The 16,739-nt window shown below is 53.2% G+C and carries 18 protein-coding genes; 16 read left to right on the top strand and 2 right to left on the bottom strand.

Going from position 1 to position 16,739, the window contains the following annotated elements; genetic code table 11:
* The first annotated feature begins 4 nt into the window (after positions 1 to 4).
* From yfmF to EVJ20_RS04345, 15 genes are all read left to right on the top strand, one after another.
* Positions 5 to 1,243 (top strand): EF-P 5-aminopentanol modification-associated protein YfmF, encoded by a 1,239-nt coding sequence (yfmF, locus tag EVJ20_RS04415; protein ID WP_131463662.1) that lies wholly within the window; start codon positions 5 to 7, stop codon positions 1,241 to 1,243.
* Positions 1,240 to 2,499, top strand: coding sequence for an EF-P 5-aminopentanol modification-associated protein YfmH (gene yfmH / locus EVJ20_RS04410; RefSeq protein ID WP_131463660.1), 1,260 nt, complete (start codon positions 1,240 to 1,242; stop codon positions 2,497 to 2,499). Before yfmF ends, yfmH begins: the two co-directional genes overlap by 4 nt.
* Entirely contained in the window at positions 2,496 to 3,191 is a 696-nt protein-coding gene (ymfI, locus tag EVJ20_RS04405) for an elongation factor P 5-aminopentanone reductase (protein WP_131489684.1), read from the top strand. Before yfmH ends, ymfI begins: the two co-directional genes overlap by 4 nt.
* 99 nt (positions 3,192 to 3,290) lie before the next feature.
* Positions 3,291 to 4,067, top strand: coding sequence for a YmfK family protein (locus EVJ20_RS04400; RefSeq protein WP_071397654.1), 777 nt, complete (start codon positions 3,291 to 3,293; stop codon positions 4,065 to 4,067).
* 48 nt (positions 4,068 to 4,115) lie between these two features.
* A complete protein-coding gene (locus tag EVJ20_RS04395) occupies positions 4,116 to 4,970 on the top strand; it encodes a helix-turn-helix domain-containing protein (protein ID WP_233589550.1) in 855 nt (284 codons plus the stop codon).
* Between the two features lie 29 nt (positions 4,971 to 4,999).
* Positions 5,000 to 5,578, top strand: a complete 579-nt coding sequence (gene pgsA / locus EVJ20_RS04390; RefSeq protein WP_035386389.1) for a CDP-diacylglycerol--glycerol-3-phosphate 3-phosphatidyltransferase — start codon at positions 5,000 to 5,002, stop codon at positions 5,576 to 5,578.
* Positions 5,579 to 5,640: 62 nt separating this feature from the next.
* On the top strand, positions 5,641 to 6,867 hold the full coding sequence (locus tag EVJ20_RS04385; protein WP_131507166.1) for a competence/damage-inducible protein A: 1,227 nt from the start codon (positions 5,641 to 5,643) through the stop codon (positions 6,865 to 6,867).
* Positions 6,868 to 6,943: 76 nt separating this feature from the next.
* Complete coding sequence (gene recA, locus EVJ20_RS04380; RefSeq protein WP_070327130.1) at positions 6,944 to 7,993, top strand: recombinase RecA; 1,050 nt, start codon at positions 6,944 to 6,946, stop codon at positions 7,991 to 7,993.
* A 189-nt stretch (positions 7,994 to 8,182) separates the two neighbouring features.
* On the top strand, positions 8,183 to 9,745 hold the full coding sequence (gene rny / locus EVJ20_RS04375) for a ribonuclease Y (RefSeq protein WP_370246299.1): 1,563 nt from the start codon (positions 8,183 to 8,185) through the stop codon (positions 9,743 to 9,745).
* Between the two features lie 48 nt (positions 9,746 to 9,793).
* Positions 9,794 to 10,588 carry a TIGR00282 family metallophosphoesterase gene (locus tag EVJ20_RS04370; protein ID WP_035386387.1) on the top strand — a complete coding sequence of 265 codons (795 nt, stop codon included), beginning with the start codon at positions 9,794 to 9,796 and terminating at the stop codon, positions 10,586 to 10,588.
* Between the two features lie 26 nt (positions 10,589 to 10,614).
* Positions 10,615 to 10,875, top strand: a complete 261-nt coding sequence (locus tag EVJ20_RS04365; RefSeq protein WP_016509762.1) for a stage V sporulation protein S — start codon at positions 10,615 to 10,617, stop codon at positions 10,873 to 10,875.
* A gap of 169 nt (positions 10,876 to 11,044) precedes the next feature.
* A complete protein-coding gene (gene tdh, locus EVJ20_RS04360) occupies positions 11,045 to 12,121 on the top strand; it encodes an L-threonine 3-dehydrogenase (RefSeq protein WP_070327132.1) in 1,077 nt (358 codons plus the stop codon).
* A 15-nt stretch (positions 12,122 to 12,136) separates the two neighbouring features.
* Positions 12,137 to 13,318 carry a glycine C-acetyltransferase gene (locus EVJ20_RS04355; RefSeq protein WP_070327133.1) on the top strand — a complete coding sequence of 394 codons (1,182 nt, stop codon included), beginning with the start codon at positions 12,137 to 12,139 and terminating at the stop codon, positions 13,316 to 13,318.
* 254 nt (positions 13,319 to 13,572) lie between these two features.
* Complete coding sequence (locus EVJ20_RS04350) at positions 13,573 to 13,854, top strand: hypothetical protein (protein WP_131507164.1); 282 nt, start codon at positions 13,573 to 13,575, stop codon at positions 13,852 to 13,854.
* Positions 13,854 to 14,336, top strand: a complete 483-nt coding sequence (locus EVJ20_RS04345; RefSeq protein WP_131489686.1) for a hypothetical protein — start codon at positions 13,854 to 13,856, stop codon at positions 14,334 to 14,336. Before EVJ20_RS04350 ends, EVJ20_RS04345 begins: the two co-directional genes overlap by 1 nt.
* A gap of 24 nt (positions 14,337 to 14,360) precedes the next feature.
* On the opposite strand, the gene EVJ20_RS04340 is transcribed toward EVJ20_RS04345, so the two are convergent.
* Positions 14,361 to 14,909 carry a DUF4256 domain-containing protein gene (locus tag EVJ20_RS04340; protein ID WP_131458793.1) on the bottom strand — a complete coding sequence of 183 codons (549 nt, stop codon included), beginning with the start codon at positions 14,907 to 14,909 and terminating at the stop codon, positions 14,361 to 14,363.
* 175 nt (positions 14,910 to 15,084) lie between these two features.
* On the opposite strand from EVJ20_RS04340, the gene EVJ20_RS04335 reads away from it, so the two are divergent.
* Entirely contained in the window at positions 15,085 to 15,633 is a 549-nt protein-coding gene (locus EVJ20_RS04335) for a GNAT family N-acetyltransferase (RefSeq protein ID WP_131507162.1), read from the top strand.
* Between the two features lie 38 nt (positions 15,634 to 15,671).
* On the opposite strand, the gene EVJ20_RS04330 is transcribed toward EVJ20_RS04335, so the two are convergent.
* Complete coding sequence (locus tag EVJ20_RS04330) at positions 15,672 to 16,667, bottom strand: tyrosine-type recombinase/integrase (protein ID WP_070327139.1); 996 nt, start codon at positions 16,665 to 16,667, stop codon at positions 15,672 to 15,674.
* Positions 16,668 to 16,739 lie beyond the last annotated feature (72 nt).

Genomic DNA, 16,739 nt, shown 5'->3' with positions numbered 1-16,739 from the left:
ATTCATGAAAGGGATCGAACAATTCCGTAACCAGCTCCACTACTCGGTCTATCCGACCGATAAATTCAAAACGACGACGTGCCTCGTCTCGTTCGCAGCGCCGTTGTCTGCAGAGACGATTGCCGACCGGGCGCTACTGCCGTACGTCATGGAAAAAGCGACGGCGGCGTATCCGTCGATTGAACTGTTTCATACACCGCTCGAACAATTATATGATGCTAGCCTATTCGCCGGTGCGTCAAAAGTCGGGAAAGAGCATGTCATCCAGTTCCAACTAGAAGTCGTGAACGACCGGCTCGTCGGGGAACCGGTCCTGTCTCAGGCGATCAAGCTATTAGAAGAAGTATTGCTCCGCCCGAACGTTTACGACGACGCGTTCCAACCGCTCATCGTCGAACAAGAATCCCGTCTACAGCGTCAACGTATCGAGTCGGTATACGATGATAAAATGCGCTTCGCCCAGCAGCGATTGCAAGAACTGCTCGGTGGAGAACTCGCGATCCCGTCGCTCGGGACACTCGAACAACTTGACCAGGTGACGCCGCGATCGCTCTATGAGGCGTACACGTCCATGATCAAGCACGACCGCATCGACGTCTACGTCGTCGGGGACGTCACGCGTGACCAAGTGACCGAGGCGTTTTTGCCACTCGAGACGCTCGGCTCGCCGCTCGTCCGAGAGTATCCTGAACCGGTCGACCGAGAGTTTCAACGACTTGAGGAACAGCAGGACGTGAAGCAGAGTAAACTTCACCTCGCCTATGAGGCCAACGTTGACCCGCGCAGCGAGGACGCGATCAAGATGCAAGTCGTCAACGGCTTGTTCGGTGGGTTCCCACACTCGAAACTGTTCATGAACGTCCGTGAAAAGGAGAGCTTGGCGTACTATGCGGCGTCGCAATACAGTTCGCTTAGCCGGATGTTGTTCGTCTATGCCGGGATCGATGCCTTGAACCAAGTAAAAACAGAACAAATCATTGCCGACCAACTTGCCGACCTGCAAGCAGGAGAGTTCGATGACATGACGCTTGAGCAGACGAAAGAGATGTTGTTCCATCAACGGCGCCAACTCGGTGACAGTCCGCGTCAACTGATCGCCTGGATGAGTGGCTCGGACATCCGTCCGTTCTCACTCGAAGAAGAGATGGCCATCCTTGCCCGGACCACGCGAGAAGACGTGGCCGCGCTCTCGAGTCAAATCAAACTGAAGGCGATTTATTGTTTAAAGGGGGGGACAGCATGAAACTAGATTTTCCAAACGTCGGTGAGACGATTCATCACGTCGTTCTCGATAACGGGCTGACGGTCTACTTGCTGAAGAAAGCTGGATATGAAAAGACGTACGCCACATTCACGACAAAATACGGTTCGATCGACCGCCGCTTCAAAACGGACGACTGGATCGAAGTACCTGACGGCATCGCCCATTTCCTTGAACATAAAATGTTCGAAAAAGAGGACGGCGATGTTTTCCAGAAGTTCGGACAGCTAGGGGCGTCGGCGAACGCTTTCACATCATTCACCCGGACCGCTTATTTGTTCGGTGCCACGTCAAACGTCGAGGCAAACTTAAAGACGTTGATTGATTTCGTCCAAGATCCGTACTTTACGGAGGCTTCGGTCGAGAAAGAGAAAGGCATCATCGGCCAGGAGATTCAAATGTATCAAGACAACGCAGGGTGGCGTCTTTATTTCGGTTTGATCGAGGCGATGTATGAAGCGCATCCGGTCAAAATCGATATCGCCGGAACAATCGAGTCGATCAGCGCGATCACGGCCGCTGACCTTTATGCGTGTCATCAAGCGTTCTATCATCCGAGTAACATGACGCTGTTCGTCGTCGGCAACATCGACCCTGACATCGTGCTCGAACAGATCCGTTCGAATCAGGCCGCGAAAACGTTCGAACCGCCTGTACTCACTGAACGCGAACACGTGCAAGAGCCGAGAACGGTCCGCTTAGCCACGCGTGTCATCGAGATGGACGTATCAGTCCCGAAAGTCATGATCGGCTACAAGGACACGCCACGCGCCGGGGAAGACGGGATGAAACAAGAACTGGCCGTCGAACTGCTCATGCACGCCTTGTTTGACACGACGGCGCCGCTCTATGCAGAGCTTTACGCCGAAGGGTTGATCGATGATGCCTTCTCGTTCGACTATACGTCGGAAGAATCGTTCGCCTTCGCCGTGCTGTCGATGGAGACACCGCATGTCGATGCGTTCGTCGCCCGCATCACCGAGGTGCTCGAGCGTCCGCTCGACATTGGAAATGAGACACTCGACCGTAAGAAGCGGATGATGAAAGGGCAGTTTTTGAAGGCGCTCAACTCACCCGAGTTCATCGCCAACCAATTTTCACGCTACGCGCTAACGGGCGGGAACATGTTCGATTTGCCTGAGCTGCTAGACGCGGTCACGCTTGAAGACCTATACGACACGTATGACCGATTGTTCAAACCGGATCAACGGACCGTCTGTGTCGTCAAAAAACCATGACGACACTCATCACCGGGGCGAGTGGGGCGATCGGTCGTGCCGTCGCCCTTTCCTTTCGCGATGATGAGCTCATCTTACATGCGTACGCGAACACGGAAGCGCTCGAAGCGTTCGTGAAGACAGAGGGTTTGTCAGGACAAGTCGTCACGTGCGACCTCGGCGACGACCAGGAGCTAGACGCCTGGCTCGCTACGGTCGGCGCGGTCGATCGGATTATTCACGTCGCCGGTAACCACGCCTACGGGCTGCTCGTCGACGCGGACATCACTGAACTCGATCGTCTCTATCGCGTTCATGTGCGCGCGATGGTTCGACTCGTTCAACACGTCGTCGGGCAAAAAGCTTACGATCGCCCGCTAGACATCGTCATCGTCTCGAGCGTCTGGGGGGAAGTCGGAGCGGCCGGAGAAGTGATGTACTCGACCGTCAAAGCGGCACAGCTCGGCTTCGTCAAAGCGTTCGCGCGCGAGGCCGGCCCGTTCAATGTTCGCATCAATGCCATCACGCCGGGGTGGATTGAGACGCCGATGAATGATACGGTAGAAGAGACGAAACAAGACGTTAGAGATGAGATTCCGCTCGGCCGTCTCGGTCATGTCACAGAAGTTGCCGAGACGATCCGTTTCCTCTGTTCACCGTCCGCGTCCTACGTGACCGGCACGGTGTTACGGGTCGATGGCGGTTGGCAGTAAAAACTTTGTCGTCTCGGTTGAAACGAGTTCTTTTCAATTCTTCTAAAATAATTTAGAATGAACAAGGTAGCGAGCCTACATTCGGAAAGGGTGGACGAGATGGATCATAAGTTCGAAGAATGGTATCTCGAATATGAACTTTGCCAAAATCGCCCCGGTATCCTCGGCGATATCGCCTCGCTGATGGGGATGCTCCAAATCTCGATCGTGACCATCAACGGGGTCGATCTGCAACGTCGTGGGATGTTGCTCAAGGCACCGGCCGCCGATCACGTCCATCGGCTCGAGCATATTTTGCGGAAGATGGAAGCAATCGTCGTCATCAAACTCCGCCGCCCGAAACTGAGGGACCGGATTGCGATCCGTCACGGCCGCTATATCGAACACGACAACGACGACAAAAAGACGTTTCGCTTTGTGCGTGGAGATTTAGGGGTACTCGTCGATTTTGTCGCTGAACTGATGAAAGAAGAACGACATCTGTTGATCGGTGTCCGGGGCAACCCGCGCGTCGGCAAAACGGAGTCGATCGTCGCGGCGAGCGTCTGCGCAAACAAGCGTTGGCTGTTTCTCTCGTCGACGCTCATGAAACAGACGGTCCGGACGTCACTGTTTGAAGAAGAACGAGAAGGCGATCACGTCTACATAATCGACGGCGCCGTTTCGACGCGGACGATGGACGAACGTCATCGTCAGTTGATCCGGGAAGTCATGCGTCTGCCTGCCGTCAAAGTGATCGAGCATCCCGATCTTTACGTCCGCAATACCGATTGCGTGTTTGAGGACTTTGACTATATTATCGAACTGCGAAACAACCAAGATGAAATCATCATCATTCCGCAAGAAACGAATCGTGAAGCAGAATGGTTTGAATAATTAATTGAATGGAAGGTGTGGACCCCTTTGACAGAACTAGGGACTTTTTTGAAACAAAGGCGTGAGGCGAGCGGTCTGACGCTTGACCAAATTCAGCAGACGACGAAGATTCAAAAACGCTATATCATCGCGATCGAGGAAGGTGATTATAAAAATCTCCCTGGTTCGTTTTATGCACGGGCGTTCATCAAAACGTATGCGGAATCGCTCGGTCTTGATGTCGATGAGCTTTACGAGACATATGCAAAAGATTTACCGAAAATCGAACCGCAACCGACCGCTCAATTATCACGTAAGCAAACTTATTCAAAAGCTTCCGAGACATCGAGCCGCGTCTCGAGATGGGTGCCGAAAATCATGCTCGTGCTTGTCGCCTTCTTGCTTGTGACAGCGGTCTACTACGTCGTTAGAAATCTCGATTTTGGAGGCGGACAGGACGCGACACCGGCTGAACCACCGGCTTCAGGCGTGACGATCAATCAAAATGAAGACGTTCCTGAAGAAGAGCCGACGGAAGAAGCGCCGGTCGAAGAAACACCGGCCGAGGAAGAGCCGCCAGAAGAAACCGGACCGATCGCGGTGACGGAAACGAACGGGGCCGACCTCACGTATGAGATCGCAACAGCTGACAAGCTGACGACCGAGATTCACGTCAAAGAATCACCGGCGACTTATGTCGGCGTTCGCGATACATCGCTTGAAGGAGCGTTCCTTGCACCGGAATATCCGAACCAATCGAAACAAAACCCGATCGTCATCGAAGGTGCCGAAACAGATACGCTTCGGATTCGGATCGGTTTGATCGGTGGCGTCGAGAAGATTGTCGTCAACGGCCGTGAGCTTGAGCTTGCTGATTCTCCGGTCACACAAAATATATTTGTGAAGAGAGTCGACGCTGAATAAGTCGACGTCTTCTAGAGGAGGAGTTCTCGATGAACCTACCTAACCGCCTGACGATGTTGCGGGTTTTGCTCATCCCCGTATTCGTCGTCTTGCTCGCTGTAGATTTTAACTGGGGAGACATCGCTTTCCTCGGGGCGGAAGTACCGCTCCATCAATTCATCGCCGCGGTCGTGTTTACGATCGCAGCGATTACGGATTGGCTTGACGGGCACTTGGCCCGTAAGCACAACTTGGTCACGAACTTCGGCAAGTTCATGGATCCGCTCGCTGACAAGTTACTCGTCACGGCGGCGCTCGTCTTGCTCGTCGAGATGGACCTCGTCGCGGCATGGGTCGTCGTCGTCATCTTGTCACGTGAGTTCGCGGTGACGGGGCTTCGTCTCGTCGCGGCTGATGAAGGAATTGTCGTGGCGGCCGGTAAGTCGGGTAAAGCGAAGACATGGGTCCAGCTCTTTGCCATCATCTTCTTATTGTTCGGCAACCCGATTTTCAACTATATCGGCATCCCGTTCGGGGAGTGGGCGATGTGGCTCGCACTCGTCTTGACGATTTATTCTGGGGCCGAGTATTTCGCACAAAACTATAAGATCATTGTAAAATCGATGTAAATCGACGACAGGCGAGTTGTGGGAGCAACTCGTCTTTTTTTTGAATCAAAGGAGGAACTTCGATGAAACGGACCGAAATCATTGCGGTAGGTTCTGAACTACTCTTAGGGGAAATCTCGAACACGAACGCCCGTTACTTATCAGAGCAGTTGTCGAAATATGGACTGTCCGTGCTGTATCATGTAGTGGTCGGGGATAACTTCGATCGCCTGAGAGAAACGTTCGAGCAAGCGAAGCGGCGGAGCGAACTCGTGATCGTCACCGGTGGACTTGGTCCGACGAATGATGACATCACGAAACAAGTGCTCGCTGACTTGCTCGGCCGTCCGCTCGTTCGGGACGAAGCGTCTTTAGACACGATCCGACGCTTTGTCGCCTCGCGGGGACGAGCCATGAACGACGGGGACGCCAGACAAGCAGATGTTTTATCAGGAGCTGAAGTGCTCCACAATCCGGCCGGTCTCGCTCCCGGCATGTGGGTCGAGGACGAGACGACGTGGCTGCTCTTGCCCGGGGTGCCACGCGAGATGACAGCGATTGTCGAAGCGACGTTTCCGAGCAAGTTTTCGGGTGCGACGATCGTTTCTGAATCACTACGTTTTTATGAGATCGGTGAGTCGGCGCTTGACGAGGCGGTATCCGATCTAATGGACGGGGTGAACCCGACAGTCGCCCCGTACGCGGAATCAGGGGAAGCGCGACTGCGTGTCAGCGCGAAAGCGGAGACCGAGGACGCGGCCCGGGAGATGATCGACCGCGTCAAACGAGACATTCTGTCCCGTGTCGGCGCCTATTATTTCGGTTCGGACGAGGATACGCTGGCTGCGCATTTGATTCGCGAGCTAAGACGGCGCCACGCGACGCTATCGATCGCTGAATCGTTGACCGGGGGACAAGTCCAAGCGATGCTGACGGCGGTCCCAGGGGCGTCAGAAGTCTTTCTAGGAGGCGTCGTCACATACTCGGACAAGCTAAAAAATAGGTTTTTAGGGGTATCCCTTGCTACAATTGAGTCACAGTCGGTCGTCTCAAAACAAGTTGCTTTAGAAATGATCCAAGGGCTCGCTGATCAGACGAATTCGGATTACGGATTGTCCTTCACCGGTGAGGCCGGACCCGTCTCAAATTCGGGTCGACCGGTCGGCACCGTGTTCATCGGGGTGAAGACGCCGTCAGATATGGAAGTGATCGAACGCGTCTATCCGCACCAACAGCGGAACATCATCCAGGCGCGCGCGGCCAAGGATGGGTTATGGGCATTGTGGCAACGAATGAAAAAAGGCGAATAAACGTTCGTAAAAACCTTGTGTAAAAGGTTGGGTTCGTTTATAATGAAGATACAAATCAAAGGAGGCTCATTAATCTATGAGTGATCGTAAACAAGCGTTAGAAATGGCATTACGCCAAATTGAGAAACAATTCGGTAAAGGCTCAATCATGCGCCTCGGTGAAAATACAGATCAACAAGTATCCGTCACTCCGTCAGGATCGATCGCCCTCGACATCGCGCTCGGCGCAGGCGGCTATCCACGTGGTCGTGTCATCGAAGTGTACGGACCGGAATCTTCAGGTAAGACGACAGTGGCGCTCCATGCGATCGCGGAAGTCCAAAAACGCGGTGGCCAAGCAGCGTTCGTCGATGCGGAGCACGCGCTCGATCCGAAGTACGCGCACAACCTCGGTGTCAACATCGATGAACTGCTCTTGTCACAGCCGGACACAGGGGAGCAAGCGCTCGAAATCGCAGAAGCGCTCGTTCGTTCTGGTGCCGTCGACATCCTCGTCGTCGACTCGGTAGCGGCACTCGTACCAAAAGCTGAAATCGAAGGTGAGATGGGTGACTCACACATGGGACTTCAAGCTCGTCTCATGAGCCAAGCGCTCCGTAAGTTGTCGGGTGCGACGAACAAATCGAAGACGATCGTCATCTTCATCAACCAGATTCGTGAAAAAATCGGTGTCATGTTCGGGAACCCGGAAACAACTCCAGGTGGACGTGCCTTGAAATTCTATTCGTCGGTTCGTTTAGAAGTCCGTCGTGCAGAGACGTTGAAGCAAGGCCAAGAAATGGTCGGTAACCGGACGAAGATCAAAGTCGTCAAGAACAAGGTCGCCCCACCATTTAAAACAGCTGAAGTCGACATCATGTACGGTCTAGGGATTTCACGTGAAGGTGAACTCATCGATATCGGTGCCGATCTTGATATCGTTCAAAAAAGCGGTGCTTGGTATTCGTACAACGAAGAACGCGTTGGACAAGGTCGTGAAAATGCGAAGCAGTTCATGAAAGAAAATCCACAAATCGCCGCAGCGATCGAACAACAAATTCGCGATCACTACGGTCTCAACGGTGAGAAGACGGTCACGGTCGAAGCCGACAGTGATGAAGTGCTCTCACTCATCGAAGAAGATTAAGCAAGCGACCCGCCGGATGCGTCCGAGCGGGGTTTTTGTATATCACAATATTTTTTAAGGAATTGGGAGTTCTATCCTGTCCTTGCATTGCATTCTAACAAGTAAATAAGTACAATAAAGCTATGCGCGGGTCCCCCCGTGTCATTCAATCTTAAAAAAATAAAATAACCTTGCGAAAGGGAGGTGAACATGATGGAATGGCTAAATTGGCTTATTCTGATCCTCCTTTTGCCGATAGCTTTTGTTGCAGGTTTTTTTGTGCGTAAATCGATCGCCGAAGCGAAGATTCAAGGTGCTGAGACGGAAGCGACCAAGATTGTGGAGCAAGCGAAACAACAATCGGAAGCGATGCAAAAAGAGGCACGGCTTGAAGTAAAAGAAGAGATGATTCAACTTCGCAATGAGACGGAACAAGAGTTACGTGAACGTCGCGAAGAGCAGAAAGTGAAAGAGAATCGCTTCGTTCAAAAAGAAGAGCTTCTTGACCGGAAAGCAGACATGCTCGAACGGAAAGAAGATGCTTTGGATGAACGCGAGGCGGGCATTGCGAAACGGAAACGTGAAGCAGAGACGCTCGAAAGCAAAGTGGAGGAATTATACGAGGAAGCCCGTCAAGAACTTGTACGCGTGGCGGCCTTGTCGAAAGAAGAAGCACGAACCATCATCATGGACGAAGCGAAGCAGGAAGCGCTTCACGATGCTGCTCTCCTTCAAAAAGACATCGAGCAAAAAGCAAAACTTGAAGCTGATAAAAAAGCGAAACACTTGTTGTCTCTCACGATGCAACGTTATGCGGCTGAACATGTCGCTGAGACGACGGTATCCGTCGTCAACTTGCCGAGTGACGAGATGAAAGGGCGCATCATCGGTCGTGAAGGACGTAACATCCGCACGCTCGAGACGCTCACTGGGATCGATCTCATCATCGATGACACGCCTGAAGCGGTCATCTTGTCCGGATTTGACCCGGTCCGTCGTGAGATCGCCAAGATGACGCTAGAAAAACTCGTGCAAGACGGACGGATCCATCCGGCCCGGATCGAAGAGATGGTCGAGAAGTCACGCCGCGAAGTCGATGAGCGCATCCGTGAATACGGTGAGGAAGCGACGTTCGAGGCTGGTATCCACGGGGTACATCCTGACCTTATCAAAACACTCGGACGCATGCGTTACCGGACGAGTTACGGTCAAAACGTACTCGCCCATTCGGTCGAAGTGGCCCACCTCGCCGGCATGATGGCCGCCGAGCTCGGGGAAGACGTGACGCTCGCCAAGCGAGCGGGACTCCTCCACGATATCGGGAAAGCGATCGACCATGAAGTCGAGGGCAGCCACGTCGAAATTGGCGTTGAGCTGGCCACGAAGTATAAAGAACATCCGGTCGTCATCAACTCGATCGCCTCGCACCATGGAGACGTCGAAGCGACATCGACGATCGCTGTTCTCGTCGCAGCGGCAGACGCGCTGTCTGCGGCACGGCCAGGCGCTCGTCAAGAGACGCTCGAGAGTTACATTCGCCGCTTAGAACGCCTCGAGTCAATTTGTGAGTCGTTCGAAGGTGTCGAGAAATCATATGCGATCCAAGCAGGACGCGAAGTCCGCATCATCGTCCGCCCAGACGTCGTCGACGACGTCGTGGCGAACAAGATGGCCCGCGATATTTGCAAACGGATTGAAGATGAACTGGATTATCCAGGACAAATTAAAGTGACGGTCATTCGTGAAACGCGTGCCGTCGATTATGCGAAGTAAAAAGCGGAGACATTCTCCGCTTTTTCTGTTTTGAAGGAGGAAATATTTATGAAGATTTTATTTATCGGTGACGTCGTCGGGAAACCGGGTCGTGACATTTTGGCAGCACAAATCGGGCGCTTGAAAAGCAAATATAGTCCGACGTTCATGCTCGTCAACGGTGAGAACGCAGCCAACGGACGCGGTATCACAAAAAAAATATACCAACAATTTCTCGAACTTGGATTCCATGGCGTGACGATGGGGAACCATACTTGGGACAACCGTGAAATCTTTGATTGGATCGACGACGCCGAGCGTATCGTCCGTCCGGCCAACTATCCGGACGGCACGCCCGGTGTCGGCATGATGGTGCTCAAGCAGAACGGGAAGAAGCTTGCCGTCATCAACGTCATGGGGACAGTGTTCTTGCCGTCGCTCGATTGTCCGTTCCGCAAAGTCGACGCCCTCGTCGATGAGGTGCGGGACGATGTCGATGCCATCTTCGTCGACATGCACGCCGAGGCGACGAGTGAGAAGATCGCGATGGGGTATCATCTAGACGGCCGTGTCCAAGCCGTCGTCGGGACGCACACCCATGTCCAAACCGCTGATGAGCGCGTGCTCAAAAACGGGACGGCGTATATCACTGATGTCGGGATGACCGGTCCGCTCGACGGTGTCCTCGGCATGGACGCATCTGTCGTGTTGAAAAAGTTTGTGACACAACTCCCGGTCCGGTTTGAAGTTGCCGAGGGACGGGAACAACTTAATGGAGTTTTAATCACGATCGACGACCAGTCGAAACGAGCGACCAAGATCGAACGCATACACCTAGATGATCAGACCGTCTGGTTTGATTGAACAACCTACCCGAGGGGGAAACAAGAATGGACGTACTCAGAGTTTCAGCAAAATCGAATCCCAACTCCGTTGCGGGTGCATTAGCTGGCGTTCTTCGTGAAAAAGGAACGTGTGAGATTCAAGCGATCGGCGCCGGTGCGCTCAATCAATCCATCAAAGCTGTCGCCATCGCCCGCGGTTTCGTCGCGCCGAGCGGTCTTGATTTGATCTGTATTCCAGCGTTCACGGATATTCTAATTGACGGGGAAGAACGAACTGCCATCAAGCTCATCATCGAACCTAGATGAGCTTGTGCGGTCGGGACATAGGTCCTATTCTTGTGAAGAGAAGCCATCGGAGCGGATGGCTTCTCTTTTTTGTTGAAAAATGAGGTTCTATCTTCTCAGTTTCGTCATTTTATGACAAGATGAAAGAGAACATGAAGTTCGACAAACAGACAAGAGGGGGACGTTTTCGATGGAACAGCTCGTGTCAACGACAGAGAAGGAAGCAACGACACCTGTTATGAAAGCGATTCAAAAACACACGGCCGGATTTGGGGCAAAGCTGGTCGAGGTGCCGATTCCGACACCGGGTGCCGGTGAAGTATTGATCAAAGTGAAAGCGACATCGATTTGCGGGACCGACGTCCATATTTATGAATGGGACGACTGGGCGAAGAGCCGGGTCAAACCGCCTTACGTGTTCGGGCATGAGTTTTCAGGGGAAGTCGTGGCGCTCGGGGAAGGCGCGAAGCGCATCAAAGTCGGTCAAACCGTGTCGGCGGAGACGCACATCGTCTGCCACCAGTGTAAACAATGTTTGCGTGGCCAGTATCACATCTGTAAAAACACAAAAATCATCGGGGTCGATACCCAAGGCTGTTTCGCCGAGTACGTCGTCATGCCGGAAGAGAATCTATGGGTGAACCCGGAGACGATGCCGTCGAAGCTCGCGTCGATTCAAGAACCGCTCGGGAACGCGGTCCATACCGTGCTCGCAAGTGACGTAACGGCACAATCTGTCGCCATCGTCGGCTGCGGCCCGATCGGTCTCATGGCCGTCGGCGTCGCCAAGGCGGCCGGTGCGAGCCGCGTGTATGCGATTGACATCAATCCGTACCGGTTGAAGCTCGCAGAACAGATGGGAGCGGACGTCGTCATCAACAGCATGGACCAAAATCCGCTCGACCTGATCATGGCTGAGACGGACGGGGACGGGATCGACGTCGTCTGTGAGATGAGCGGGCATCCGGTCGCGATCGACCAGGCGTTCAAGATGGTGACGGCGGGCGGTGACGTCAACGTCTTGTCACTTCCGGCACGACCGGTCGCGCTCGATTTGACGCGTGACGTCGTCTTCAAAGGAATCCGGGTCCAAGGCATAACCGGTCGTAAAATGTACGAGACGTGGGGCCAAGTGTCGACAATGCTCGCGTCCGGCCAATTGAACGTCGAACCGATCATCACCCACGTCTTCAAGCTCGAGGAGTTCGAGCAAGGTTTCGAGCTCATGCGGGCCGGGAAATGCGGGAAAGTCGTCTTACTACCATAAACAGGGGGAATCGATATGGCATTTGAACATATTACAGAAGCAGTCAATGAAATGAAGCAAGCGGGCACGTTCCGCTCGCTCGTGCCGCTCGAATCGGCGCAAGGGAACGAAGTCATGATCAACGGTAAGTCGCTCGTCCAATTATCGTCGAACAACTACCTCGGACTCGCCAACCACCCACGCTTAAAACAAGCCGCGATTGAAGCGGTCGAAGCGTTCGGGGCCGGGACGGGATCGGTCCGGACGATCGCCGGAACGTTCGAGATGCATGAAGCGTTCGAGCGCGAGCTCGCCGAGTTCAAGCATACGGAAGCGGCACTCGTGTTCCAATCGGGATTCGCGACGAACCTCGGCGTCTTATCAGCGCTGCTCGGACCGGAAGACGTCGTCATCAGTGACGCGCTCAACCACGCCTCGATCATCGACGGAATCCGTCTGACGAAAGCGGCCCGTCGCATCTACAAGCATACCGACCTTGAAGACTTAGAGGCGGCCTTGAAAGAGACGCAAGACTACCGGACGCGGCTCGTCGTAACGGACGGCGTCTTCTCGATGGACGGCAACATCGCACCGCTCCCGGAGATCGTCGAGCTCGCCGAGAAGTATGATGCTGCGGTCATGGTCGACGACGCGCACGCGTCGGGCGTCCTCGGTCAGAATGGACGCGGGACGGTCAACCACTTCGGTCTCGACGGCCGCGTCGCCCTCCAAGTCGGGACGTTGTCGAAAGCGATCGGGGTCCTCGGCGGCTACGTCGCCTGTTCGAACGACGTCCGTGACTTCTTGATCCAAAAAGGGCGTCCGTTCTTGTTCTCGACGTCACACCCGCCAGCGGTCGTCGCGGCGAACCGTGAGGCGATCCGGGTCATGAAAGAAGAAGAGGAACTGTTCGACAAGCTATGGGCGAACACCGAGTTCTTCAAATCGGGTCTCCGTGACCTCGGCTTCGACATCGGCCACGCGACGACGCCGATCACGCCGGTCATGCTCGGTGAGGAGACGCTCGCGCACACGTTCTCGGACAAGCTGAAAGACCACGGCGTGTTCGCACAGAGCATCGCCTTCCCGACGGTCGAGAAAGGCAAGGCCCGTATCCGGACGATCGTGACGGCGGAACATACCCGTGACGACCTCGAACGCGCGCTCGCCGCTTTCAAGGCGGTCGCCGAAGAGTTGAACGTCACGCTTCACGCGTAAGATTGGACTGCAGACGATTTGTCTGCAGTTTTTTATGTGTCAAAAACGTCTATACTATCCTCTTCAATCTATGAATATATCGTGTCAACTTAATCAACCGTGGAGTAAGAGATGACCTATTTGAACAAGTTATACTGGTTCGTCTTGAAAATTTTGGTAGACATTTGAGGGTGCAGACTCTAAAATTTGAAAAAGAATAATTTAGAATTTAATTTTATTTCAAATACCTAATTTAGAATTAAGGAGTTCAAAGAATGTCATTATGGATTGATGTTATCGGAATCGCCTGTATGAGTGTACTTTTTTCGACAGCGGGCATTTATCTATTGATTAAACCGGGAAAAGCGATCACGGATAGTTCAGGGAGCGTGGATGGTATCATCGCTACGATTGTGATTCACGTTGTCCTTATATTTATGACGACAAAACATTTGGGGGCAATCTTGTTACTTATCGGCATCGGCTTGGGGATGGGACTATACGTCGAACTGTATGACGCATTGTTACCGCACGTGAAAGCGATGAGGATGCGTTGATGGACCAACATTCAAGTTTAGTTTTAGGGTCGTTTATGACAGCGGAAGAATTCTCTATTCTGACGATTTCACCGCTGTTCATTATTAACGTTGTGATTGGGATCGGGATTTTGGTCGTCGTGTTCTCTATCGACGTGGAGTCATGGAAAGACTTTTTCTTGTTTTTAGGGATGACGATTTGGGCCTCGGTTTTCGTTTCGGTTTATGCGATGGCATGGTACGTCCGAATTAAGTACGATACGTCGCCGGATTTTTCGGCAACGTTTGGTCTGGATTCCTTTCCAGGATGGGGGACGTTAGTAAGTAAATGGATGCACGAACCTCATGTTACACAGAACGCTTTGATTAATGGCATCGTGTTGATTATGATGCGTAAAGAGAATGCCTGGTACATCTGGTTGTTGAAAGCACCGTCGCTCTTCTTCGTGAGTCTCTTTTTCGTCAAATACATTCCGCTCGTCTTCAAGTGGCTATTCACATAAAAAGAGCAAGGCACTTGGCCTTGCTCAAATAATGAACATCCCTCGGAACCCGCGGGCCGCGTAATAGGAATCCGCACCATTGTGGTAGACGAAGATGTGGTCATAGCGGCGGTCACAGAACAAGGCGCCGCCCTTTTGACGAATCGCTCCCGGGGTGGCAATCCAGCTCGATGTCTTCAAGTCAAACGCGCCGAGCGTCTGCAGATGACGATACGTGACCTCATCCAATAGTTCAATCCCCATCTCTTCGGCCAACGCGACGGCGCTTCCGTCCGGTTTGTTCTTCTTCCGCGTCGCTAACGCCTGCTCATCGTAACAAAGGCTGCGTCGGCCGCTCGGACTTTCCAGCGAACAGTCGCAGAAGGCGAGATCACCGTTCGGCAGTCGGATGACGTCCGGTTCGCCGCCGGTCCGCTCCATCTCGGCGATCGATGCGAGTTTGCTGTCGTCTTGTTGGAGCCTTGTCAAAACGCCGGACCATTCGACGTCGGGATGGCGTGCCGTGTGGGCGGCGAAACGCTTCTCAAGAATGCTCAGGAGCTCGTTCGTTTCTTCTTGTGAAAAGATTGGCATGGATCATCACTCCATTCAGAGGTTTCCTTTAGTATAATCCATCCTTCGTCGTCGATTGATCAAACCATTGATTAAAAGGGGGAATTTAGATTGAATTTCGATATATTAGATGTTCAGCAAGCTTACAATGAAACTATTATCAGAACAATAATTGGAAAGCGATTGGGGGATCAACATGTTGACCTATGATATCAATGAACAGCTGCAGTTACGCATGTTTACCGTTGACGACGCAGAGGCGTTGTTCGAACTGACGATGGCATCGAAGCCGTATCTTCGCGAGTGGCTCGGTTGGCTCGATTACACCGAGACGGTCGAGGATTCGCGGCAAAACATCGAAGGGCGAATCAAAGGATTGATTGAGACGGGCGGCTATCCGAAATCGTTCGCGATTCTGTATCAAGGCAAGCTCGCCGGGACGATCGGGTTCAACGACATCGACCGCGGGATCAAGTGCGGAACAATCGGCTATTGGCTCGGTCAAGACTTTCAAGGCAAGGGCATCATGAGCCAAGCGCTTGAGACAATGATCGAGTATGGATTTAAGGAACTTCGCTTACATAAAATCGAGATCCGGGTCGCGACCGGGAACGTGAAGAGCCGGGCGCTGCCGGAACGGCTCGGCTTCAAACAAGAAGGCGTGCTTCGAGACGCCGAATGGCTGTACGACCGGTACGTCGACCATGTCGTCTACGGGTTACTAGAAGATGAATGGGCCCATTGATCGACAAAGCAAAACCCGTCCTCGGAAAAGGGCGGGTTTTAGTTCGTCACATTTTCACCGAACAGCTCGGCACCGAACTCGGCATACGCCTGCTCATAACGGCGGAGCGACGACTCTTTATGCATGCACGTCACGTTCATTCGCTCGAGAGAGGTCATGTCGGTCGCATACGTCTTCAAGACATGGGCGTTCCGGAGCATCGACGGGGTGACCGAGCGGGTGACGCCGCTGCGCTCGTTCAACTGCCGCATCATCTTCGTAATCATGACGATCGTCAGCTGTTTCGGCTGGTTTTTGGCGTACACCCAGCGGAACGTCATCCGGGCAAAGTCGAACGAGACGAAGACGGGATCTTCCGAGTACCAGCGCGGGCGCACCGGCGTCGGGATGTCGGCGAGATAGTTCATGAGGAGCGATTGGTCCTCAGGCGTCAGCTTCAGCGTGAACTTGTTACCGAGCCGGTCATAGACATCGAACTCGTAGCTCGCCAAGTGTAGGTCGTTCATTTTCAGACGGATGATATGATGGACGCGCAAACCGTATTTGTAGAACAGTGTGACGATGAGCGCGTTGCGGTTGACGAGGTACGGATGGGCCTGAAGCTGGTTCTCGCTCAATCCCCGCGGCGACCGGATCGTCCGGACGAGCTTGTCGAACTCGGACTGTAACGCGATCTGGTCGATGGTGAGCGTGTGCGCCGGTTGCGAATAGGCGAGCATCTTTTTGCGGAGCGGGTTCAAAAACTGGGTCAAGCTGTTGATGACGGTGACGATGCGGGCGACCGTCGCCTGTTGGTACTGTTTCTCTTCGATCAAAAAATCGTTGATGAACGTCTTCCATGACTCGAGCGGGACGGCGAGCCATTCCTCGGGGGTGACGAGTTCGACGTTATGGTCGCTGAAGTATTTGTGCACGTCGATCAAGTCGTAGCGATAGCGTTTCAGCGTCGATGGCTGGCGGCCGCTCGCACCGAGATGATATAAATACGTTTCGATATACTCGGGGAGCGAGTACTCTTTTCTGCGTTTCGTCATGGGACGTCCCTCCTTCTCTTCATATCGTACCACAAACGGACGTTCTCCATTCATGGATTCGTGGTAAGATGG

Source organism: Exiguobacterium sp. SH0S1, from assembly GCF_004337165.1.
Taxonomy (GTDB): Bacteria; Bacillota; Bacilli; order Exiguobacteriales; family Exiguobacteriaceae; genus Exiguobacterium; species Exiguobacterium aurantiacum_A.
The sequence above is the reverse complement of the archived record's forward strand: the minus strand, read 5'-3'. Positions and strand labels throughout refer to the sequence as shown.